Source organism: Streptomyces sp. NPDC014864 (genome assembly GCF_043081525.1).
Classification (GTDB): Bacteria; Actinomycetota; Actinomycetes; order Streptomycetales; family Streptomycetaceae; genus Streptomyces.
Genome location: NZ_JBIBWT010000001.1, coordinates 226,232 through 246,885, shown reverse-complemented (window position 1 = coordinate 246,885; position 20,654 = coordinate 226,232). Strand labels below are relative to the sequence as shown.

The window sequence follows — 20,654 nt, the reverse complement described above, 5'->3', positions numbered from 1 at the left end:
CCCCCGCGTGGCCGCCGCGCCCGGTGTCCGGCGCCCTACCAGTGCTTCAGACGCAGCCGGATCGGCAGCACCGCCGACTCCAGCTGGGTGCGCAGCGACATCTTCGAGACCCCCTCGGTCCGCTCCTCGAAGCGGATCGGGATCTCGACGGCCCGGTGCCCCGCCCGGACGGCCTCGTACTTCAGCTCGACCTGGAAGCCGTACCCGGCGCTGCCCAGCGTGGCGAGGTCCACGTCCCGCAGGGTCCGTGCCGACCACAGGTTGAAGCCCGCCGTGATGTCCCTGATCTCGGTGCCGAGCACGGCCCGTACGTAGTGGTTGGCGAAGCGTGACAGCAGCACCCGGTGCACGCCCCACTCCTCGTCCAGGGCGCCGCCCTCGACGTACCGGCTGCCGACGACCAGGCCCGCGCCGGAGTCGACCGCGGTCCGCAGCATCCGCGGCACCGCCTCCACGGGGTGGCTTCCGTCGGCGTCCATCTGCACCACGTACGCGGCGCCCTCCGCCAGGGCGGCGCCCATGCCCGCGACGTAGGCCCGCCCGAGCCCGTCCTTGGCGGTGCGGTGCAGCACGCTCATCCGGGGCCGCCCGGCGGGCCGGTCGGCGTTGTACTTCTCGGCGAGCTCCTCGGCGATCCGCCCGGTGCCGTCCGGGCTGGAGTCGTCGACGATCTTCAGATGCAGTCCGTCCAGCGGCAGCCCCAGCACCGCCTCGGCCATCCGCGGCAGGTTCCCCGCCTCGTTGTACGTCGGCATCACCACTGTGACGGGTATGCCGTCGTACGCCTCGTGGTCCGTCATGCCGCTGTTCTACCCCGCCCGCCGCGCCCGGACCGCCCGGCGGGCGCCCCACTTCTCAGCAGCAGCCCGCCGTGGGCAGGGACCGTCTGTTGCGCGCCTCCCTGTTCCGCGCGGCCAGCAGCTCGTCCGCCGGGTAGCCGACCTCCTCCAGCGTCAGCCCGTGCGGCCGTACGACGTGCACGGCGGAGTCCCGCACACCCGCGGCCAGCACCTTGCCCGGCCAGTCCGGCGGGCGGTGCCCGTCCCCGACGAACAGCAGGGCCCCGATCAGCGACCGCACCATGTTGTGGCAGAAGGCGTCGGCGCGGACGGTGGCGGTCACGACCCCGTCCGCCCCGCGCACCAGGCTCAGCTCATGCAGGGTCCGGATGGTGGTCGCGCCCTCGCGGCGCTTGCAGTAGGCGGCGAAGTCGTGCTCGCCCAGCAGCCGCCGGGCGGCCTCGTTCATGGCGTCCACGTCGAGCGGCCAGTCGTGCCACAGCACGTGGCCCCGCAGCAGCGGGTCGACCCCGCCCGGGTTGTCGGTGACGCGGTAGGCGTACCGGCGCCAGACGGCGGAGAAACGGGCGTTGAAGCCGGCCGGGGCCTCGGTGAGGGACCAGACGCGCACGTCCTTGGGCAGCCGCCCGGCGAGCCGCTTGAGCAGCTTCTCCCGGTGCTCGCCCCACAGCTCCACCGGCAGGTCGACGTGGGCGACCTGGCCGCGCGCGTGCACCCCGGCGTCGGTCCGCCCGGCCACGGTCAGCTCGTAGGTCGTCTCCCTCGACCGCGTCACCGTACGGAGAGCGTCCTCGATCTCGCCCTGCACGGTCCGCTTCCCGCCGGCCTGCTTGGCCCAGCCGTGGAAGTCGGTGCCGTCGTAGGAGAGGTCGAGACGGATCCGGACGTGGCCGGGCTGTACTTCGTCACTCACACGGGAATCCTCTCAGGTACTCGGGTACGCGAAAGCGGGCCCGCCCCGAGGGACGGACCCGCTCTCGACGTCAGGCAGAGCCTCAGGCGTCCTTGGACTCCTCGGCCGGAGCCTCGGTGGCCTCGGCCTTGGTCTCCTCGGCCTTGGTCCCCTCGGACTCCTTGACCGCACGCTTGGTGGCGGCCTCGGCCTCGCCCACGGCCTTCTGCTGCACCGTCAGCGCCTCGACCAGCTCGATGACGGCCATGGGCGCGTTGTCGCCACGGCGGTTACCGATCTTGGTGATGCGGGTGTAGCCACCGGGACGGTTCTCGTAGCGCGGGCCGATCTCGGTGAAGAGCGTGTGGACGATGCTCTTGTCCGTGATCACCTGGAGCACCTGACGGCGGTTGTGAAGGTCGCCCTTCTTCGCCTTGGTGACCAGACGCTCGGCGTACGGGCGCAGGCGGCGGGCCTTCGCCTCGGTGGTGGTGATACGGCCGTGCTCGAACAGCGCCTTCGCGAGGTTCGCGAGGAGCAGCTTCTCGTGCGCGGCGCTGCCGCCCAGACGGGCACCCTTGGTGGGCTTCGGCATGGTTCTTCTCCTGTGTGTCTGCCCCGGCCGTATCAGGTACCGGGGTCAGTATCCGAGCAGGCGGTCGCCTGTCGGAGATCCGGGGTTCTCTTCAACCCCGGAAGGGCCCGCGCCCCAAGGGGCGCGGGGAACTGCGCGACCAGCCACAGCCGGCCGTCGGCCGACATCCGGCCGTCGAGCCCGAGCTCAGTACTGCTCGGTCTCCACGAACCCGGCGTCCGCGTCGTCGTCCGCGCCGAACGCGTCGGCGGCGGCGGTCGGGTCGAATCCGGGCGGGCTGTCCTTGAGGGCCAGGCCCATACCCGCCAGCTTCGCCTTGACCTCGTCGATCGACTTCGCACCGAAGTTGCGGATGTCGAGCAGGTCGGCCTCGGAGCGGGCGACGAGCTCGCCCACGGAGTGGATGCCCTCGCGCTTGAGGCAGTTGTACGACCGAACGGTGAGCTCCAGCTCCTCGATCGGCAGCGCCAGGTCGGCGGCCAGGGCGGCGTCCGTGGGGGACGGGCCCATGTCGATGCCCTCGGCGTCGATGTTCAGCTCGCGGGCGAGACCGAACAGCTCGACCAGGGTCTTGCCGGCGGAGGCCATGGCGTCACGGGGACGCATCGCCTGCTTGGTCTCGACGTCGACGATCAGCTTGTCGAAGTCGGTGCGCTGCTCGACACGGGTCGCCTCGACCTTGTAGGTGACCTTGAGCACCGGCGAGTAGATGGAGTCGACCGGGATACGGCCGATCTCCTGGCCCACCTGCTTGTTCTGCACGGCGGAGACGTAGCCGCGACCGCGCTCGACGGTCAGCTCCATCTCCAGCTTGCCCTTGCCGTTGAGCGTGGCGAGGACGAGGTCGGGGTTGTGCACCTCGACACCGGCCGGGGGCGCGATGTCGGCGGCGGTGACCAGACCCGGGCCCTGCTTGCGCAGGTACATCACGACCGGCTCGTCGTGCTCCGAGGAGACGACCAGCTGCTTGATGTTGAGGATCAGGTCGGTGACGTCCTCCTTGACGCCCGGCACGGTGGTGAACTCGTGCAGGACGCCGTCGATGCGGATGCTGGTGACAGCGGCACCGGGGATCGACGACAGGAGGGTGCGGCGGAGCGAGTTGCCGAGGGTGTAGCCGAAGCCCGGCTCCAGCGGCTCGATCACGAACCGGGAGCGGAACTCGTCGACGACCTCTTCGGTCAACGAGGGACGCTGAGCGATCAGCATGTGTGGATCAGATCCTTCTTTCGTGGACGCCCGCTATTTGACGCCCGACGGAAACCGCACCCGTGAGAAGTGCGGGTACTGCAAGGGTACGGGCGGCACGGCCCGAAGGAGCCGTACCGCCCACACCCCGTGAAGACCGTTGAGCGGCCCGTGCGTCAGACGCGACGGCGCTTCGGCGGACGGCAGCCGTTGTGCGGGGTCGGGGTGACGTCCTGGATGGAGCCGACCTCGAGGCCCGTGGCCTGCAGGGAGCGGATCGCGGTCTCACGACCGGAGCCCGGGCCCTTGACGAAGACGTCGACCTTGCGCATGCCGTGCTCCTGGGCGCGGCGGGCAGCCGACTCGGCGGCCATCTGCGCGGCGAACGGCGTGGACTTCCGGGAGCCCTTGAAGCCGACGTGGCCGGCGGAGGCCCAGGAGATCACGTTGCCGGACGGGTCCGTGATGGAGACGATCGTGTTGTTGAACGTGCTCTTGATGTGCGCGTGGCCGTGAGCGACGTTCTTCTTTTCCTTGCGGCGCACCTTCTTGGCAGCGCCCTGACGTCCCTTGGGGGGCATCTCTTAACTCCTACGGGAGGTGGTCGGTCCTACAGCGAAGACCGTGGACAGGCGTCCGCTGCGGACTACTTCTTGCCCGGCTTCTTCTTGCCGGCGATGGCGCGACGCGGGCCCTTGCGGGTGCGGGCGTTGGTGCTGGTGCGCTGACCGCGGACGGGCAGGCCGCGGCGGTGACGCAGACCCTGGTAGCAGCCGATCTCCACCTTGCGGCGGATGTCGGCCTGGATCTCACGACGGAGGTCACCCTCGGTCTTGATGTTGTTGTCGACGTACTCGCGGATCGCGACCAGCTGCTCCTCGGAGAGCTCACGGACCCGGGTGTTCGGGTCGATGCCGGTCGCAGCGAGCGTCTGCTGCGAGAGGGTCCGGCCGATGCCGAACACGTAGGTGAGGGCGACCTCCACGCGCTTTTCGCGCGGGATGTCAACACCGGAAACGCGTGCCATTCAATGGCTCCAGTTGATCCTCGGAGGTCTTCCGCAGGGCCGGATCCCAGCCGCCGTACCAGGTACGAACTGGGTCCCCGGCCTCCGAACCGGGGGTGTCAGGCCGCGTCGGCCTGGGCCCTGCGTATGAACATATTCAGCTTGCGTCGCGCGAATCCCTGCGGAGTGCAGAGGGTGCGGTCGTGCGTCAGCCCTGGCGCTGCTTGTGGCGCGGGTTCTCGCAGATGACCATGACCCGACCGTGACGGCGGATCACCCTGCACTTGTCGCAGATCTTCTTGACGCTCGGCTTGACCTTCATGGGATTGAGGTTCTCCGGGTCAGTGCCACCACCCCGCCTAAGACGGGATGCGCACCCCGCGAACGCGGGGTGCGGGCAAGATCTACTTGTAGCGGTAGACGATCCGGCCACGCGTCAGGTCGTACGGAGACAGCTCCACCACGACCCGGTCGTCAGGGAGGATGCGGATGTAGTGCATACGCATCTTGCCGCTGATGTGTGCCAGGACCTGGTGGCCGTTCTGGAGCTCGACCTTGAACATGGCGTTCGGCAGAGACTCGACGACAGTGCCCTCGATCTCGATGGCACCTTGCTTCTTGGCCACGCTTCGCCCTTCGAATCGACTACCTTGATCGACTCCGCGCGAGCGCATGCGGACATGCGGGTGCACGAGAGCCGACGAGTCAGTCTACGTCAGCGCACCCGGAAAGACGAATCGGAGAAGTCTGCCCCGCGCCGGAGATCATCATGCGGGGCAATCGCGGAGCCGGCCTCGGGGGCGGTCGCGGAGCCGGCCTCGGGGGCAATCGCGGAGCCGGCCTCGGGGGCGGTCGCGGAGCCGCCCCCTTCGGAGCGGCCGGCGGCGCCACGCGCCAGGGCCGCGGGGCGGTGGGGCAGCGGCCCCGTCAGGCCAGCGGGTCCGGGGCGGCCGTGATGCCGTGCTCGGCGAGCTTGGCCTTGCCGCCGTCGGGGGCGGTCAGTACCAGCGGCCCCTGCTCGGTCAGGGCGACGGAGTGCTCCCAGTGCGAGGACCAGGTGCCGTCCGTGGTGATCACGGTCCAGTCGTCCTCGAGGACCCGCGTCCGCGGGGTACCCAGGGACACCATCGGCTCGATGGCCAGGCAGAACCCGGGCACGAGCTTGGGGCCCTTCCCCCGGCGGCGGTCCACGTAGTTCAGCAGGTGCGGGTCCATGTGCATCTCGGTGCCGATGCCGTGGCCGCCGTAGTCCTCGATGATCCCGTACTTGCCGCCGCCCGGCTTGGGCTGGCGGCGGATGTAGGTCTCGACGGCCCGGGAGATGTCGACCAGCCGGTTGCCGTGCTTCATCGCCGCGATGCCGGCCCACATCGACTCCTCGGTCACCCGGGAGAGCTCGACCAGCTCCGGAGCGTGACCGGAGCCCACGAAGGCCGTGTAGGCGGCGTCGCCGTGCCAGCCGTCGACGATCGCGCCGCAGTCGATGGAGATGATGTCGCCGTCCTTGAGGACGACCTCGTCGGACGGGATGCCGTGGACCACGACCTCGTTCACGGAGGTGCAGATGGTGGCCGGGAAGCCGCCGTAGCCGAGGAAGTTCGGCTTGGCGTTGTGCTCGGCGAGCACCTTCCGCGCCACCTCGTCGAGGTCCTTCGTGGTCGCCCCGGGCACGGCGGCCTCCCGGGTGGCCGCGTGAATCGCGGCGACGACCAGCCCCGCGGCACGCATCGTGGCGATCTGCTCGGGGGTCTTGATCTGCACCATGGGGGCTACGGCCTTTCTCGGACCGGGGAGTGTACGAACACCTTCAACGATACGGGGGGCGCCGGCGGCCGCACCGGCCCACAGCGCAGCCGCGGCCCCTGACGGGAACCGCGGCTGCGACCGGCGTGGGACTACTGGGTGGCTTCCTCGCGCTTCAGCGCTCCCAGCGCCCGGCGCGTGATCTCGTCCACCGGTCCGAGCGACGAGATCGTCCGGACCAGGCCCTGCGCCTTGTAGTAGTCGATGATCGGCTCGGTCTGCGTGTGGTAGACCTCCAGCCGCTTGCGGACGGTCTCCTCGGAGTCGTCGTCGCGCTGGTACAGCTCGCCGCCGCAGACGTCGCACACGCCGTCCTGCTTCGGGGGGCTGTACGTCACGTGGAAGACGTGGCTGGAGTCGTTGCGGCAGATGCGCCGGCCGGCGATCCGCTTCACGACCTCCTCCTCGGGGACCTCCAGGTCCAGCACCGCGTCCAGCGTGATGCCCTCGGACTCCAGCAGCTCGTCCAGCGCCTCCGCCTGCTTGACGTTGCGCGGGAAGCCGTCGAGCAGGAAGCCGTTCCTGGCGTCGGGCTGCTCCATGCGGTCCTTGGCCATCGCGATGGTGACCTCGTCCGGTACCAGGTTGCCGGCGTCCATGTAGGACTTCGCGAGCTTGCCCAGCTCGGTCTGCCGGCTGATGTTGGCGCGGAACAGGTCGCCCGTGGAGATGTGCGGGATGCGCAGCTTCTCGGCCAGGCGCGTCGCCTGCGTTCCCTTACCTGCACCCGGCGGCCCGACGAGGACGATTCGCATCAGCGGAGGAACCCTTCGTAATTGCGCTGCTGGAGCTGGCTCTCGATCTGCTTCACCGTTTCGAGACCGACACCCACGATGATCAGGATGCTGGTGCCACCGAACGGGAAGTTCTGGCTTGCCCCAAAGCCAACCAACGCCATTGTTGGTACGAGAGCGATCAGACCCAGATACAGCGAACCCGGCCAGGTGATCCGGTTGAGCACGTAGCTCAGGTACTCAGCGGTCGGTCGGCCAGCCCGGATGCCCGGGATGAAGCCACCATACTTCTTCATGTTGTCGGCGACTTCTTCGGGGTTGAAGGAGATCGCCACGTAGAAGAACGCGAAGAAAACGATGAGCAAGAAGTACGTAGTGATGTAAATCGGGTGATCGCCCTTGGTCAGGTTCTGCTGAACCCAGGTCTTCCAGCCGGAATTGCCTCCCGCGAACTGGGCGACCAGGGCCGGAATGTACAGCAGCGACGAGGCGAAGATGACCGGAATCACACCGGCCTGGTTCACCTTCAGCGGGATGTAGGTGGAGGTGCCACCGTAGGAACGGCGCCCGATCATGCGCTTCGCGTACTGCACCGGGATGCGGCGCTGGGCCTGCTCCACGAAGACCACCAGGCCGACCATGACCAGGCCGACCAGGATCACGGTGCCGAACTCGATCCAGCCGTCGGCGAGCTTGCCCTGCTTCTTGATCGCCCACAGCGCGGACGGGAACGTCGCGGCGATCGAGATGAACATCAGGATCGACATGCCGTTGCCGATGCCGCGATCGGTGACGAGCTCACCCAGCCACATGACGACCGCGGTGCCGGCGGTCATGCAGATGACCATCGTGATCGTGGTGAAGATCGCCCGGTCGGGGACGATGTCCGCGGCGACCGAGCACTGGCCGAACAGGGCTCCGCTGCGGGCGGTGGCCACCAGGCCGGTGCCCTGCAGGATCGCCAGCGCGACGGTGAGGTACCGGGTGTACTGGGTGATCTTGGCCGTGCCGGACTGGCCCTCCTTCTTGAGGGCTTCCAGACGCGGGATGACCACGGTCAGCAGCTGGAGGATGATGCTCGCCGTGATGTACGGCATGATCCCCAGGGCGAAGACGGTGATCTGCAGCAGCGCACCACCGCTGAACATGTTGACCAGACCGAAGAGGCCCTGGTTGCCGGACGCCTCCTTCACGCACGTCTGGACGGCCTTGTAGTTGACGCCGGGGATCGGGATGTGGGTACCGACCCGGTAGACCACGATGATGCCCAGCGTGAAGAGCAGCTTCTTGCGCAGGTCGGGCGTCTTGAACGCCCGGGCGAACGCGGTGAGCACGGTGCCTCCTGCGACCCCCGCGCAACTGCGTCAAGGGTGACGGTCTTGAGGTTCCAACAGAGAACAACGACTTAACAACGGACGAGTGCCGCTCCGGGTGCCCGTGGTGCGGCGGCCCGTGAAAGTGGACAGTGCAGGCCACCTTACCGGCGACACTGCCCCCCTTGGAACGACCAACCGGGGATACCCCTTTTGTGGGTATCCCCGGTTGGGATCGTTCAGGTCATCGAGACGTCCGAGAGAATCAGACGAGCTCGGTGACGCTACCGCCGGCGGCGGTGATCTTCTCCTTGGCGGAGCCGGAGACGGCGTCGACCGTCACCTGCAGCGCCACGGAGATCTCGCCCTGGCCGAGGACCTTGACGAGGCTGTTCTTGCGAACGGCACCCTTGGCCACCAGACCCTCGACCGTGACCTCGCCACCCTCGGGGTAGAGCGTGGCCAGCTTGTCGAGGTTCACGACCTGGTACTCGGTCTTGAACGGGTTCTTGAAGCCCTTCAGCTTCGGGAGACGCATGTGGAGCGGCATCTGGCCACCCTCGAAGCGCTCCGGAACCTGGTAGCGGGCCTTCGTGCCCTTCGTACCACGACCGGCCGTCTTACCCTTCGACGCCTCACCACGACCCACACGGGTCTTGGCGGTCTTGGCGCCCGGGGCGGGACGGAGGTTGTGGATCTTGAGCGGGTTCTGCTCCGCCATGATCAGTCGACCTCCTCGACCGTCACGAGGTGGCGGACGGTGTGCACCATGCCGCGGAACTCGGGACGGTCCTCCTTGACGACCACGTCACCCAGGCGCTTGAGGCCCAGGGAACGCAGGGTGTCGCGGTGGTTCTGCTTGCTGCCGATGTAGGACTTCGTCTGCGTGATCTTGAGCTGCGCCATGATTACGCACCCGCCCCGGCACGCGCACGAAGGAGGGCCGCGGGGGCGACGTCCTCGAGCGGCAGACCACGGCGGGCCGCGATCTCCTCGGGACGCTGCAGGCCCTTCAGGGCCTCCACGGTCGCGTGCACGATGTTGATCGCGTTGTCGGAGCCGAGCGACTTCGACAGCACGTCGTGGATACCGGCGCACTCGAGCACGGCACGCACCGGGCCACCGGCGATAACACCGGTACCGGGCGACGCGGGCTTGAGCAGCACGACGCCGGCAGCCTTCTCACCCTGGATCGGGTGCGGGATGGTGCCCTGGATACGGGGGACCTTGAAGAAGTGCTTCTTGGCCTCCTCAACGCCCTTGGCGATGGCGGCCGGCACCTCCTTGGCCTTGCCGTATCCGACACCCACGGTGCCGTCACCGTCGCCCACCACGACCAGCGCGGTGAAGCTGAAGCGACGACCACCCTTCACAACCTTGGCGACGCGGTTGATCGCGACTACGCGCTCAACGTACGCGGTCTTCTCGGCGGCAGCTGCGCCGCCGTCACGGCCCTTCCGGTCCCGCCGCTCGCCGCCACCGGCACCGCCACCGCGGCGCTGGGGTCCAGCCATTGGAATTACCTCTCTCTGTTTCCGCTAGCTACGGAACCGACTCAGAACTTGAGTCCGGCCTCGCGGGCGGCGTCCGCCAGGGCGGCGATGCGCCCGGCGTACTGGTTGCCACCACGGTCGAACACGACGGCCTCGACACCGGCGGCCTTGGCACGCTCGGCGACCAGGGCGCCGACCTGCTTGGCCTGCGCGGACTTGTCGCCCTCGCCGCCGCGGACGGACGTGTCCAGGGTGGACGCGGACGCCAGGGTGTGGCCCTTCAGGTCGTCGATCACCTGCGCCACGATGTGGCGGTTGGAGCGGGTCACGACCAGACGGGGACGCTCCGCCGTACCGGCGATCCGCTTGCGGATCCGGATGTGACGGCGCTTGATCGCGGCGCGCTTGTAGGCGTCGCCCTTGAGGATCTTCTGCCCGTATGCCATGGCTTACTTACCCGCCTTTCCGACCTTGCGGCGGATGACTTCGCCCTCGTACTTGACGCCCTTGGCCTTGTACGGGTCGGGCTTGCGCAGCTTGCGGATGTTGGCCGCAACCTCGCCGACCTTCTGCTTGTCGATGCCCTCGACCTGGAAGCGAGTCGGGGAATCCACCTTGAAGGTGATGCCCTCGGGCGCCTCGACGGTGATCGGGTGGCTGTAACCGAGAGCGAACTCGAGGTTCGAACCCTTGGCCGTGACGCGGTAACCGACACCGCTGATCTCGAGCTTCTTCACGTAACCCTGGGTCACGCCGGTGATCATGTTCGCCACCAGCGTGCGGGACAGGCCGTGGAGAGCCTTGTTCTGACGCTCGTCGTTCGGGCGGGTGACGTTCAGGACGCCGTCCTCACCCTTGACGATCTCGATCGGTGCCACGACGGTGTGGGTCAGCTCGCCCTTGGGGCCCTTGACCGAGACCGTACGGCCGTCGATGGTGACGTCCACGCCGGCGGGAACCGTGATGGGGAGCTTGCCAATACGCGACATAGCTGTTTCCTCCGTTCCCTTCCGCTACCAGACGTAGGCGAGGACTTCCCCACCCACGCCCTTCTTGCCGGCCTGCTTGTCGGTGAGGAGCCCGTGGGACGTGGAGATGATCGCCACGCCGAGGCCGCCGAGCACCTTCGGCAGGTTGGTGGACTTCGCGTACACCCGGAGACCGGGCTTGGAGATCCGCTTGATGCCCGCGATGGAGCGCTCACGGTTGGGGCCGAACTTCAGCTCCAGGACGAGGTTCTTGCCCACCTGGGCGTCCTCGACCTTCCAGCCCGTGATGAAGCCCTCCTGCTGGAGGATCTCCGCGATGTGCGACTTGATCTTCGAGTGCGGCATCGCCACGGTGTCGTGGTACGCCGAGTTCGCGTTCCGCAGACGCGTGAGCATGTCTGCGATCGGATCAGTCATGGTCATGAATTGGCCTTCGGCCTCTCTCGCCGGGGTTTCCTGGTGCGCCATCCCTCTCCCCGATCCGAGACGGGACGGGTGCGGCGCGGTGGACCTACGGCGTAGTAAGTCGTACGGGCGCGGCAGGCGCCCAACCCCACAAGCCTAAGGCATGGGGGATGGGGCTCCTGCCGACCCAGTTGCTTACCGAGAGCCTTGGGAATCCCGAATTACCGGAATTACCAGGAGCTCTTGGTCACGCCCGGCAGCTCGCCACGGTGAGCCATCTCACGAAGGCACACGCGGCACAGGCCGAACTTGCGGTACACGGAGTGCGGGCGGCCACAGCGCTGGCAGCGGGTGTAGCCACGCACACCGAACTTGGGCTTGCGAGCAGCCTTAGCGATCAGAGCCTTCTTCGCCATCTCGCTCACGCCTCCTTGAACGGGAAGCCGAGGTGACGAAGGAGCGCGCGGCCCTCAGCGTCGTTGGTCGCCGTGGTGACCACGGTGATGTCCATACCCCGGACGCGGTCGATCTTGTCCTGGTCGATCTCGTGGAACATGACCTGCTCCGTGAGACCGAAGGTGTAGTTGCCACGGCCGTCGAACTGCTTGGGGGACAGACCGCGGAAGTCGCGGATGCGCGGCAGCGCGAGCGACAGGGTGCGGTCCAGGAACTCCCACATGCGGTCGCCACGGAGCGTGACGTGGGCACCGATCGGCTGACCCTCACGCAGCTTGAACTGCGCGATGGACTTGCGGGCCTTGGTGACGGCCGGCTTCTGACCGGTGATCGTGGTGAGGTCGCGGATGGCGCCCTCGATCAGCTTGGAGTCGCGGGCGGCGTCGCCCACACCCATGTTGACCACGATCTTGACGAGGCCCGGGATCTGCATGACGTTCTCGTACTTGAACTCGTCACGCAGCTTCGGGGCGATCTCGTCGCGGTACTTCTGCTTCAGACGCGGGGAAGTGGTGGTAGCCATCAGATGTCCTCACCCGTCCGCTTGGCAACGCGGATCTTGTTGCCTTCGTCGTCGAAGCGGTAACCGACGCGGGTCACGACCTTGTTGCCGTCCTTCTCCACGACGAGCTGAACGTTGCTCACGTGGATGGGGGCTTCGGTCGTCACGATGCCGCCGGCCTGGGAACCGCTGGCGGTCGGACCGGCCTTGGTGTGCTTCTTGACCCGGTTGACACCCTCGACCAGGACACGCTCCTCGCGCGGGTAAGCGGCAATGACCTTGCCCTGCTTGCCCTTGTCCTTGCCGGTGATGACCTGGACCAGGTCACCCTTCTTGATCTTCATGCTCACAGCACCTCCGGCGCGAGGGAGATGATCTTCATGAACTTCTTCTCGCGCAGCTCACGGCCCACCGGGCCGAAGATACGGGTGCCGCGAGGGTCGCCGTCGTTCTTCAGAATGACGGCGGCGTTCTCGTCGAAGCGGATGTACGAGCCGTCCGGACGGCGGCGCTCCTTGACGGTGCGAACGATGACCGCCTTGACGACGTCACCCTTCTTCACGTTGCCACCGGGGATCGCGTCCTTGACGGTGGCGACGATGACGTCACCGATGCCCGCGTAGCGGCGACCGGAGCCGCCGAGCACACGGATGCAAAGGATCTCCTTCGCACCAGTGTTGTCGGCGACACGCAGTCGCGACTCCTGCTGGATCACGTCTATCTCCTGTTTGTCTGCCGGTTCCCCGGGGGCCACTCGGCGAGTGGCCCCCGGAGCCTGGCGGAACTGTCCTGCGAGGGATGCCCCGCAGGAGATTTACTTGGCCTTCTCGAGGATCTCGACGACGCGCCACCGCTTCGTGGCGGACAGCGGCCGGGTCTCCATCAGGAGGACGCGGTCGCCGACACCAGCGGCGTTCTGCTCGTCGTGCGCCTTGAGCTTGTTCGTACGGCGGATGACCTTGCCGTACAGCGCGTGCTTGACGCGGTCCTCGACGGCGACGACGACGGTCTTGTCCATCTTGTCGCTGACGACAAGACCCTCACGGGTCTTGCGGAAACCGCGAGCTTCCTTGTTCTCAGTCACGTTGCTCTCGCTCATCAGGCGTTCTCCACCGTCTCGATGCCGAGCTCACGCTCACGCATGAGGGTGTAGATCCGGGCGATGTCCTTGCGGACCGCCTTGAGACGGCCGTGGTTCTCGAGCTGACCGGTCGCCGCCTGGAAGCGGAGGTTGAACAGCTCTTCCTTGGCCTCGCGGAGCTTGCCCAGAAGCTCCTCGTTGCCCAGCTCGCGCAGCTCGGACGCCTTGGTACCGGCCGACATCACGCTTCACCTGCCTCGCGCTTGACGATCCGGCACTTCATCGGCAGCTTGTGGGCCGCACGAGTCAGCGCCTCACGGGCGATCTTCTCGTTGGGGTACGACAGCTCGAACATCACACGTCCGGGCTTGACGTTCGCGATCCACCACTCCGGCGAACCCTTACCGGAACCCATGCGGGTCTCGGCAGGCTTCTTGGTGAGGGGACGGTCCGGGTAGATGTTGATCCAGACCTTGCCGCCACGCTTGATGTGACGGGTCATCGCGATACGGGCCGCCTCGATCTGGCGGTTCGTCACGTAGGCCGGGGTCAGCGCCTGGATGCCGTACTCGCCGAACGCAACCTGCGTTCCACCCTTGGACATACCGTTGCGCTTCGGGTGGTGCTGCTTGCGGTGCTTGACCCTACGGGGGATCAGCATGACGGTCAGGCCTCCGTTCCGGTGCTCTCAGCCGGAGCGGCGGCGGGAGCCTCGGCCTTGGGGGCCTCGGCGCCGGCAGCCTGCTGCGGCTTGCGACCGCGCCGCTCGCCACCGCGGCCACCACGGGCCGGGCGGTCGGCGCCACCGCGGGCCGGGCGGTTACCCGCACGGGCGGCAGCGTTCTCGGCGCGGACCTCGGCGATGTTCTTGACATCGCCCTTGTAGATCCAGACCTTCACACCGATGCGGCCGAAGGTCGTCTTGGCCTCGAAGAAGCCGTAGTCCACGTTCGCACGGAGCGTGTGCAGGGGCACGCGGCCCTCGCGGTAGAACTCCGAGCGGGACATCTCGGCGCCGCCGAGGCGGCCACCGCACTGGATCTTGATGCCCTTGGCGCCGGCCTTCATGGCGGACTGCATGCTCTTGCGCATGGCCCGACGGAAGGAGACGCGGGAGGAGAGCTGCTCGGCGACGGCCTGGGCCACGAGCTGAGCGTCCGTCTCGGGGTTCTTGACCTCGAGGATGTTCAGCTGGACCTGCTTGCCCGTGAGCTTCTCGAGGTCACCGCGGATACGGTCGGCCTCGGCGCCACGGCGGCCGATGACGATGCCCGGACGAGCGGTGTGGATGTCCACACGCACACGGTCACGGGTGCGCTCGATCTCCACCTTGGAGATGCCGGCGCGCTCCATGCCGGACGTCATCATCCGACGGATGGCGACGTCTTCCTTGACGTAGTCCTTGTACAGCTTGTCGGCGTACCAACGCGACTTGAAGTCGGTCGTGACACCGAGCCGGAACCCGTGCGGGTTTACCTTCTGGCCCATTACCGGGTTCCTTCCTTGCTGCTGACGACCACGGTGATGTGGCTGGTCCGCTTGCGGATCCGGTAGGCACGGCCCTGGGCACGCGGACGGAACCGCTTCAGGGTCGGGCCCTCGTCGACGTACGCCTCGGAGATGAAGAGGCTGTCGACATCGGTGTGGTCGTAGTTGTGCGCGGCGTTGGCGATGGCGCTGTCGAGCACCTTGCCGACCGGTGCGGAGGCTGCCTGCGGAGCGAATCGCAGAACAGCCTGGGCCTCCGTGGCGTCCATGCCACGGATGAGGTCCACCACACGGCGGGCCTTCATGGGCGTGACGCGGATGTACCGCGCCTGGGCCCTGGCTTCCATGGTTGTCCCTTCAGAGTTACTTACGTGTCTGAATGCGATCCGCTACTAGCGGCGCTTCGACTTCCGGTCGTCCTTGACGTGACCCCGGAAGGTGCGCGTCGGCGAGAACTCGCCGAGCTTGTGGCCGACCATCGACTCGGTGACGAACACCGGGATGTGGGTCTTGCCGTTGTGCACCGCGATCGTGTGGCCGAGCATGGCCGGGATGATCATCGAGCGACGGGACCAGGTCTTGATGACGTTCTTGGAACCGGCTTCGTTCTGGGCGTCCACCTTCTTGATCAGGTGGTCGTCGACGAAGGGCCCCTTCTTGAGACTGCGCGGCATCTAAACCCGCTCCTAGCGCTTCTTGTTCGTCTTGCGGCGGCGGACGATGTACTTGTTCGAAGCCTTCTTCGGCGAACGAGTACGACCCTCCTTCTGACCCCACGGGGAGACCGGGTGGCGACCACCGGAGGTCTTGCCCTCACCACCACCGTGCGGGTGGTCAACCGGGTTCATCGCCACACCGCGAACGGTCGGGCGAACGCCCAGCCAGCGCTTGCGGCCGGCCTTGCCCCAGTTGATGTTGCTCTGCTCGGCGTTGCCGACCTCGCCGACCGTGGCGCGGCAGCGCTGGTCGACCAGGCGGATCTCACCGGAAGGCATGCGGAGGTGGGCCATCGAGCCCTCCTTCGCGAGCAGCTGCACGGAGGCACCGGCGGAGCGGGCGAACTTGGCACCGCCACCGGGACGGAGCTCGATCGCGTGGATCGTGGTACCGACCGGGATGTTGCGGAGGGCCAGGTTGTTGCCCGGCTTGATGTCGGCCCCGGGACCGTTCTCCACGCGGTCGCCCTGCTGCAGGTTGCGCGGGGCGAGGATGTAGCGCTTCTCGCCGTCGGCGTAGTGCAGCAGCGCGATGCGCGCGGTGCGGTTGGGGTCGTACTCGATGTGCGCGACCTTCGCCGGCACGCCGTCCTTGTCGTGACGACGGAAGTCGATCACGCGGTAGGCGCGCTTGTGTCCGCCACCCTGGTGGCGAACGGTCACACGACCGGCGTTGTTACGGCCGCCCTTGCTGTGCAGCGGGCGGACCAGCGACTTCTCCGGCGTGGACCGCGTGACCTCGACGAAGTCGGCGACGCTGGAACCACGGCGGCCCGGCGTAGTCGGCTTGTACTTGCGGATTCCCATTTCTCAGTCCTCGTCCGATATCGGACGATCCGGACCGCCCTCAGGCGGTCGGACCGCCGAAGATGTCGATACGGTCGCCCTCGGCGAGGGTCACGATCGCGCGCTTGGTGGCGGCACGCTGACCGAAGCCGGTCTTCGTGCGCTTGCGCTTGCCCTGGCGGTTGATCGTGTTGACCCCGGTGACCTTGACCTCGAAGACCGCCTGGACGGCCTGCTTGATCTGGGTCTTGTTGGCGTTCGGGTCGACGATGAACGTGTACTTGTTCTCGTCGAGGAGCGCGTAGCTCTTCTCGGAGACGACCGGCTTCAGCAGGACGTCACGGGGGTCCGTGTACGACTTGCTCAGCGGGGTCTCGACGGTGTTCTTGCCCTCGGCGGCGTGACGGCGCGCCTTGGCGACGCGCGCGGCCTTGGCGGCCTTGGCGGCCTTCGAGGCGATGGAGGGGTGACGCGTAGCCATCAGGCCTCGCTCCCTTCGGTGTCGTTGGCCTTGTTCGGGCCGGCGACGAAGGACTCGAAAGCGGCCTTGGTGAAGACCACGTCGTCCGAGACGAGAACGTCGTACGTGTTCAGCTGGCCCGGCTCCAGGATGTGGACCTGGGGCAGGTTGCGGGCGGACAGCCACGCGGCCTCGTCGGCGCGGTCGGCGACGAGCAGCAGGTTCTTGCGCTCGCTGATCTTGCCGAACAGCGTCTTGGCGGCCTTGGTGGAGATCTCGCCCTCGACCACGCCGGAGACGACGTGGATGCGGTTGTGGCGGGCCCGGTCGGTGAGGGCGTGGCGCAGGGCCGCGGCCTTCATCTTCTTCGGGGTCCGCTGCGAGTAGTCACGCGGCTGCGGGCCGTGGACGACGCCACCGCCGGCGAACTGCGGCGCGCGGGTCGAACCCTGACGGGCGCGACCGGTGCCCTTCTGGCGGTACGGCTTCTTGCCGCCACCACGGACTTCACCGCGACGCTTGGTCTTGTGCGTGCCCTGGCGGGCAGCGGCGTTCTGCGCGACGACGACCTGGTGGATCAGCGGGATGCTGATCTTCTCCACGCCGAAGATCTCCGCGGGGAGCTCGACGCTACCGGTCTTCTCGCCCGCAGGCGAAAGGATGTCAACAGTGCTCATCGGTTACCTCAGGCCCCCTTGGCCGCGGTGCGGACCAGGACGAGGCCGCCGTTCGGACCGGGAACCGCGCCCTTGATGAGCAGCAGACCCTTCTCCGCGTCAACGGCGTGGACGGTCAGGTTCTGGGTGGTGACCCGCTCGTTGCCCATGCGACCCGCCATGCGGAGGCCCTTGAACACGCGGCCCGGGGTGGCGCAGCCACCGATGGAACCGGGAGAGCGGTGCTTGCGCTGGGTGCCGTGTCCGGCGCCGAGGCCCTTGAAGTTGTGACGCTTCATGACACCGGCGAAGCCCTTGCCCTTGCTCTTGCCGGTCACGTCGACCTTCACGCCGGCCTCGAACACCTCGGCGGTGACTTCCTGGCCGAGGGTGTACTCGCTGGCGTCCGCGGTGCGGATCTCGACGAGGTGGCGACGGGGGGTGACATCGGCCTTGGCGAAGTGGCCCTTGAGGGGCTTGTTCACCTTGCGGGGGTCGATCTCGCCGAACGCGATCTGGACGGACTCGTAGCCGTCGACGTCGTTCGTGCGGACCTGGGTGACGACGTTGGGGCCGGCCTTGACGACGGTGACCGGAACAACACGGTTGTTCTCGTCCCACACCTGCGTCATGCCGAGCTTCTCGCCCAGGATGCCCTTGATCTGCTTGGTCATCTCTCAGATCACCGGCCTCAGAGCTTGATCTCGATGTCGACACCGGCCGGGAGGTCGAGTCGCATCAGAGAGTCAACGGTCTTGGGGGTCGGGTCGAGGATGTCGATCAGGCGCTTGTGCGTGCGCATCTCGAAGTGCTCGCGCGAGTCCTTGTACTTGTGCGGCGACTTGATGACGCAGTACACGTTCTTCTCAGTGGGCAGCGGCACCGGGCCCGCGACCGACGCACCAGTGCGGGTCACCGTCTCGACGATCTTCTTCGCCGAGGAGTCGATGACCTCGTGGTCGTAGGCCTTGAGCCGGATGCGGATCTTCTGTCCCGCCATGGCTACTCAGTAGTCCTGTCTCTCTAACGCTCTGGAACCCGGTGGTTTCCTTGCTGCTGCCTACATTCCTCCGACCCACGCGGTCGGGCGTGTCGCACTCTCGCTGACATGGATGTCCCTTGTCAGAACATCCCCGCGGGATTGCACACGGCCCTGCCGGAACCGCGAGCCGGGGGCGAAGGCCCACCGGGTGCCTGGCCGGTGCCGCGCTGACACTTCCCGGAAGATTCCCGTACGTCCGCCCCAGCGCTGCCATCAGACAGTTAGGGCGACGAGTACTGTGGGACTCGCTTCCGGTCCCCCCGGCGGGAGGCGCGCAGCATCAACACTCGACCGAGCAACTCGGACAGTCTGCCATATGGGGCGGGGGGCTGGCCAATCGGGGCGGAGAGAGTACCCCCGGGGTGACGCAGGTCAAACCCGAGGCGGAGGTGACGCCCAGGGCCGGCTTCCGCGCAGCGCCTGTCAGGCGTCCCCGACGGCGCCCTCGGACCCCAGCAACCAGCCCTCCAGCACGCCGCTCGCCTCGCTCGAGGGCGGCATCCACGGCGGCAGGGTCGTCGATCCCCAGCAGCCCTTCGCCGCTCTCCCAGTCGTAACCGGCTGCGGGCGTCATGACGGGCGGACACACTCGCTCTCCGAATGATCTTTCAGCGGATTCCCTCGGCCAGCTTCTCCAACGCCTCGTCGGCAGTCGCCGCCAGGAGAGTGACGCTGTCCATGCTGATGTAGACCGCACCGTTCGGCGCGATTCCCAGGTAGCTATTGCGTCGATCGGCCTCCCCGATCGGGTAGAGATCCGCACCGGCCTCCTCGCTGAGGACATCGAAGATCTCGTCGTCCCACTCGGCGACGGTCGGGTCGAGCCTGAAGCCCATACGGGCCATCGTTTTCCCGGGCCCCCTCTCGTTGCTCTCCAGCCCGCCGAACTCGACGAGAAAGCGTCGGGCTGCCTCGTGAACCTCGAAGCCGCCGTGCTCCTGGAGCACGGTCTCCCACCGCTGGGTGGCCACTGCACGGCCAGGGAACCAGCCCGCCTCCCGCAGGACACGATCTGTCTCCGCCGACCACCGCTGCGCGGTCTCCCCACTCATGACTACGTCACCGCCCTGATTCCGAGTTGATCAACGACACGGTGGAGTCCGGCGTCGAGCCGCTAGATCTGCCGCTCGGAAGGGGTATCTCCAGGCGGCGCCGTCCTCGTATGCGACGCGCAGCCGTGGCACGGTCGTCGCAGGGAATTCTCCACGACATAGGAGTTCGGACATCGATGTGTCCGAGGTCGAAGCCCGAAAAAAGCGGGGCATCTCCGCCGGCATCCGCCGCACTCAGGAGCGGCGCCCCCGCAGGGCGTGCCAGGCACCGGAGATGACCTCCGTGGAGCGCAGCCACCAGTAGTCCAGCTTGTCACGTACCGTCACATACACCCACAGGCGCTTGAACCAAGGCGGCAGATCCCGGAACGGCACGAAGGTCAGTGTGTCCCTGATGGGATGCTCGGCGACGCCCCCGAGCCCCTCGGCCCTCAGGGCCGCGAACAACTCCGGGGTCAAGCGCCCATTGAGCCGCGCCGCGTGTCCCGTGGCGATGAAGGCGTTCGCTCGTTGGAGGTCGTCCGACAACTGCATCGCCCGCACAATCCGGGGGGACGCCTCCTCCAGCGAACAGTGGAACGCCAGACCGATCAACGTCTGACCGACGCGCCGCTCGCCGCGCTCGAACGCGGCATCCCACTCCGCGGGATCATCGAGCCCCAGCAGACCCTCGCCGCTCTCCCAGTCCCACCCGGATGCCATGCCTGGCCTACCTCCGTCACACTCAGGAGCGGCGCCTGCGCAAGGCTTCCCGTAGTTCCCAGAACTTGTCCTGGGGCCAGAGCAACCAGTGCAGCAGCTTGTTGCTCCCGGTCGACCGCACCTTCCACCACTTGAACCGCGGTGGCAGATCCCGGAACGGCACGAAGGTCAGCGTGTCGTCGATGGCGGTCTCGGCGAAGCCGCGGCGTCCCTCCGCGCGCAGTGCCTCGTACAACTCCGGTGTGAGCGCGTTGTTGAGCCGAGCGGCGGCGCCCGCCGCCGTGAAGGCGAATCCTCGCTGAGCAGGGTCTGGCAACTGCATCGCCCTGACGATGCGCGGCGACGCCTCCGTCAGCGAACAGTTGAACGCCAGCCCGATCGCCGCCGTGCCGATATGCCGCTCACCGCGCTCGAACGCGGCATCCCACTCCTCGACATCATCGAGCCCCAGCAGACCCTCGCCGCTCTCCCAGTCCCACGCCGACGTCATGACCG

Annotated in this window: 35 protein-coding genes; all 35 read right to left on the bottom strand. The window is 67.4% G+C overall.

The window, feature by feature from the left end:
- Window positions 1-35 precede the first annotated feature (35 nt).
- Entirely contained in the window at window positions 36-800 is a 765-nt protein-coding gene (locus ACF1A5_RS01270) for a polyprenol monophosphomannose synthase (RefSeq protein WP_392190732.1), read from the bottom strand.
- Window positions 801-855: 55 nt separating this feature from the next.
- A complete protein-coding gene (truA, locus tag ACF1A5_RS01265) occupies window positions 856-1,713 on the bottom strand; it encodes a tRNA pseudouridine(38-40) synthase TruA (protein ID WP_392190731.1) in 858 nt (285 codons plus the stop codon).
- Window positions 1,714-1,795: 82 nt separating this feature from the next.
- Complete coding sequence (gene rplQ, locus ACF1A5_RS01260) at window positions 1,796-2,287, bottom strand: 50S ribosomal protein L17 (RefSeq protein WP_392190730.1); 492 nt, start codon at window positions 2,285-2,287, stop codon at window positions 1,796-1,798.
- Window positions 2,288-2,473: 186 nt separating this feature from the next.
- Window positions 2,474-3,496 (bottom strand): DNA-directed RNA polymerase subunit alpha, encoded by a 1,023-nt coding sequence (locus tag ACF1A5_RS01255; protein WP_003966937.1) that lies wholly within the window; start codon window positions 3,494-3,496, stop codon window positions 2,474-2,476.
- 155 nt (window positions 3,497-3,651) lie between these two features.
- Window positions 3,652-4,056: a 30S ribosomal protein S11 gene (rpsK, locus tag ACF1A5_RS01250; RefSeq protein WP_003956432.1), complete on the bottom strand. Its 405-nt coding sequence runs from the start codon at window positions 4,054-4,056 to the stop codon at window positions 3,652-3,654.
- A gap of 65 nt (window positions 4,057-4,121) precedes the next feature.
- Window positions 4,122-4,502 (bottom strand): 30S ribosomal protein S13, encoded by a 381-nt coding sequence (gene rpsM, locus ACF1A5_RS01245; RefSeq protein WP_392190729.1) that lies wholly within the window; start codon window positions 4,500-4,502, stop codon window positions 4,122-4,124.
- 187 nt (window positions 4,503-4,689) lie between these two features.
- Window positions 4,690-4,803 (bottom strand): 50S ribosomal protein L36, encoded by a 114-nt coding sequence (gene rpmJ, locus ACF1A5_RS01240; protein ID WP_003998809.1) that lies wholly within the window; start codon window positions 4,801-4,803, stop codon window positions 4,690-4,692.
- An 82-nt stretch (window positions 4,804-4,885) separates the two neighbouring features.
- Window positions 4,886-5,107 (bottom strand): translation initiation factor IF-1, encoded by a 222-nt coding sequence (gene infA / locus ACF1A5_RS01235; protein WP_003948620.1) that lies wholly within the window; start codon window positions 5,105-5,107, stop codon window positions 4,886-4,888.
- A 301-nt stretch (window positions 5,108-5,408) separates the two neighbouring features.
- Entirely contained in the window at window positions 5,409-6,245 is an 837-nt protein-coding gene (map, locus tag ACF1A5_RS01230) for a type I methionyl aminopeptidase (protein ID WP_392190728.1), read from the bottom strand.
- Window positions 6,246-6,376: 131 nt separating this feature from the next.
- Window positions 6,377-7,039: an adenylate kinase gene (locus ACF1A5_RS01225; protein ID WP_392190727.1), complete on the bottom strand. Its 663-nt coding sequence runs from the start codon at window positions 7,037-7,039 to the stop codon at window positions 6,377-6,379.
- On the bottom strand, window positions 7,039-8,352 hold the full coding sequence (gene secY, locus ACF1A5_RS01220) for a preprotein translocase subunit SecY (RefSeq protein ID WP_392190726.1): 1,314 nt from the start codon (window positions 8,350-8,352) through the stop codon (window positions 7,039-7,041). Before secY ends, ACF1A5_RS01225 begins: the two co-directional genes overlap by 1 nt.
- A 244-nt stretch (window positions 8,353-8,596) precedes the next feature.
- Window positions 8,597-9,052, bottom strand: coding sequence for a 50S ribosomal protein L15 (rplO, locus tag ACF1A5_RS01215; RefSeq protein WP_392190725.1), 456 nt, complete (start codon window positions 9,050-9,052; stop codon window positions 8,597-8,599).
- Window positions 9,053-9,054: 2 nt separating this feature from the next.
- Window positions 9,055-9,237 carry a 50S ribosomal protein L30 gene (rpmD, locus tag ACF1A5_RS01210; protein ID WP_009190145.1) on the bottom strand — a complete coding sequence of 61 codons (183 nt, stop codon included), beginning with the start codon at window positions 9,235-9,237 and terminating at the stop codon, window positions 9,055-9,057.
- 2 nt (window positions 9,238-9,239) lie between these two features.
- On the bottom strand, window positions 9,240-9,845 hold the full coding sequence (gene rpsE, locus ACF1A5_RS01205) for a 30S ribosomal protein S5 (RefSeq protein WP_009190144.1): 606 nt from the start codon (window positions 9,843-9,845) through the stop codon (window positions 9,240-9,242).
- A gap of 41 nt (window positions 9,846-9,886) precedes the next feature.
- Window positions 9,887-10,270 (bottom strand): 50S ribosomal protein L18, encoded by a 384-nt coding sequence (gene rplR / locus ACF1A5_RS01200; protein ID WP_356189295.1) that lies wholly within the window; start codon window positions 10,268-10,270, stop codon window positions 9,887-9,889.
- A gap of 3 nt (window positions 10,271-10,273) precedes the next feature.
- The gene (rplF, locus tag ACF1A5_RS01195; protein WP_392190724.1) at window positions 10,274-10,813 is read right to left on the bottom strand and encodes a 50S ribosomal protein L6; all 540 of its coding nucleotides are present in this window, start codon (window positions 10,811-10,813) and stop codon (window positions 10,274-10,276) included.
- Window positions 10,814-10,837: 24 nt separating this feature from the next.
- The gene (gene rpsH / locus ACF1A5_RS01190) at window positions 10,838-11,236 is read right to left on the bottom strand and encodes a 30S ribosomal protein S8 (RefSeq protein WP_276110731.1); all 399 of its coding nucleotides are present in this window, start codon (window positions 11,234-11,236) and stop codon (window positions 10,838-10,840) included.
- Between the two features lie 212 nt (window positions 11,237-11,448).
- Window positions 11,449-11,634, bottom strand: coding sequence for a type Z 30S ribosomal protein S14 (locus ACF1A5_RS01185; RefSeq protein WP_003948630.1), 186 nt, complete (start codon window positions 11,632-11,634; stop codon window positions 11,449-11,451).
- A 5-nt stretch (window positions 11,635-11,639) separates the two neighbouring features.
- Window positions 11,640-12,197, bottom strand: coding sequence for a 50S ribosomal protein L5 (gene rplE, locus ACF1A5_RS01180; RefSeq protein ID WP_190181495.1), 558 nt, complete (start codon window positions 12,195-12,197; stop codon window positions 11,640-11,642).
- Window positions 12,197-12,520, bottom strand: a complete 324-nt coding sequence (gene rplX / locus ACF1A5_RS01175) for a 50S ribosomal protein L24 (RefSeq protein ID WP_030930498.1) — start codon at window positions 12,518-12,520, stop codon at window positions 12,197-12,199. Before rplX ends, rplE begins: the two co-directional genes overlap by 1 nt.
- Before the next feature lie 2 nt (window positions 12,521-12,522).
- Window positions 12,523-12,891, bottom strand: a complete 369-nt coding sequence (gene rplN / locus ACF1A5_RS01170) for a 50S ribosomal protein L14 (protein ID WP_003998823.1) — start codon at window positions 12,889-12,891, stop codon at window positions 12,523-12,525.
- 99 nt (window positions 12,892-12,990) lie between these two features.
- Entirely contained in the window at window positions 12,991-13,275 is a 285-nt protein-coding gene (gene rpsQ / locus ACF1A5_RS01165) for a 30S ribosomal protein S17 (RefSeq protein ID WP_039656223.1), read from the bottom strand.
- A complete protein-coding gene (rpmC, locus tag ACF1A5_RS01160) occupies window positions 13,275-13,499 on the bottom strand; it encodes a 50S ribosomal protein L29 (protein ID WP_018564811.1) in 225 nt (74 codons plus the stop codon). Before rpmC ends, rpsQ begins: the two co-directional genes overlap by 1 nt.
- Entirely contained in the window at window positions 13,499-13,918 is a 420-nt protein-coding gene (rplP, locus tag ACF1A5_RS01155; RefSeq protein WP_009190136.1) for a 50S ribosomal protein L16, read from the bottom strand. Before rplP ends, rpmC begins: the two co-directional genes overlap by 1 nt.
- 5 nt (window positions 13,919-13,923) lie before the next feature.
- Complete coding sequence (rpsC, locus tag ACF1A5_RS01150) at window positions 13,924-14,745, bottom strand: 30S ribosomal protein S3 (RefSeq protein ID WP_014674374.1); 822 nt, start codon at window positions 14,743-14,745, stop codon at window positions 13,924-13,926.
- Window positions 14,745-15,092: a 50S ribosomal protein L22 gene (rplV, locus tag ACF1A5_RS01145; protein ID WP_392190723.1), complete on the bottom strand. Its 348-nt coding sequence runs from the start codon at window positions 15,090-15,092 to the stop codon at window positions 14,745-14,747. The genes rpsC and rplV overlap by 1 nt, the downstream gene beginning before the upstream one ends.
- A 45-nt stretch (window positions 15,093-15,137) precedes the next feature.
- Window positions 15,138-15,419 carry a 30S ribosomal protein S19 gene (gene rpsS, locus ACF1A5_RS01140; protein ID WP_010986346.1) on the bottom strand — a complete coding sequence of 94 codons (282 nt, stop codon included), beginning with the start codon at window positions 15,417-15,419 and terminating at the stop codon, window positions 15,138-15,140.
- A gap of 12 nt (window positions 15,420-15,431) precedes the next feature.
- Window positions 15,432-16,268 (bottom strand): 50S ribosomal protein L2, encoded by an 837-nt coding sequence (gene rplB / locus ACF1A5_RS01135; RefSeq protein ID WP_007494772.1) that lies wholly within the window; start codon window positions 16,266-16,268, stop codon window positions 15,432-15,434.
- A 40-nt stretch (window positions 16,269-16,308) separates the two neighbouring features.
- Window positions 16,309-16,728 carry a 50S ribosomal protein L23 gene (gene rplW, locus ACF1A5_RS01130; protein WP_356189308.1) on the bottom strand — a complete coding sequence of 140 codons (420 nt, stop codon included), beginning with the start codon at window positions 16,726-16,728 and terminating at the stop codon, window positions 16,309-16,311.
- Window positions 16,728-17,384, bottom strand: a complete 657-nt coding sequence (gene rplD / locus ACF1A5_RS01125) for a 50S ribosomal protein L4 (RefSeq protein ID WP_356189310.1) — start codon at window positions 17,382-17,384, stop codon at window positions 16,728-16,730. Before rplD ends, rplW begins: the two co-directional genes overlap by 1 nt.
- A gap of 8 nt (window positions 17,385-17,392) precedes the next feature.
- Window positions 17,393-18,037 (bottom strand): 50S ribosomal protein L3, encoded by a 645-nt coding sequence (gene rplC / locus ACF1A5_RS01120; protein ID WP_037929559.1) that lies wholly within the window; start codon window positions 18,035-18,037, stop codon window positions 17,393-17,395.
- A gap of 17 nt (window positions 18,038-18,054) precedes the next feature.
- Window positions 18,055-18,363, bottom strand: a complete 309-nt coding sequence (gene rpsJ / locus ACF1A5_RS01115) for a 30S ribosomal protein S10 (protein WP_003948644.1) — start codon at window positions 18,361-18,363, stop codon at window positions 18,055-18,057.
- Between the two features lie 650 nt (window positions 18,364-19,013).
- Window positions 19,014-19,457 carry an SUKH-3 domain-containing protein gene (locus ACF1A5_RS01110; RefSeq protein ID WP_392190722.1) on the bottom strand — a complete coding sequence of 148 codons (444 nt, stop codon included), beginning with the start codon at window positions 19,455-19,457 and terminating at the stop codon, window positions 19,014-19,016.
- Window positions 19,458-19,691: 234 nt separating this feature from the next.
- Entirely contained in the window at window positions 19,692-20,159 is a 468-nt protein-coding gene (locus ACF1A5_RS01105) for a hypothetical protein (RefSeq protein WP_392190721.1), read from the bottom strand.
- Between the two features lie 22 nt (window positions 20,160-20,181).
- On the bottom strand, window positions 20,182-20,649 hold the full coding sequence (locus ACF1A5_RS01100; protein ID WP_392190720.1) for a hypothetical protein: 468 nt from the start codon (window positions 20,647-20,649) through the stop codon (window positions 20,182-20,184).
- Window positions 20,650-20,654: the final 5 nt, after the last annotated feature.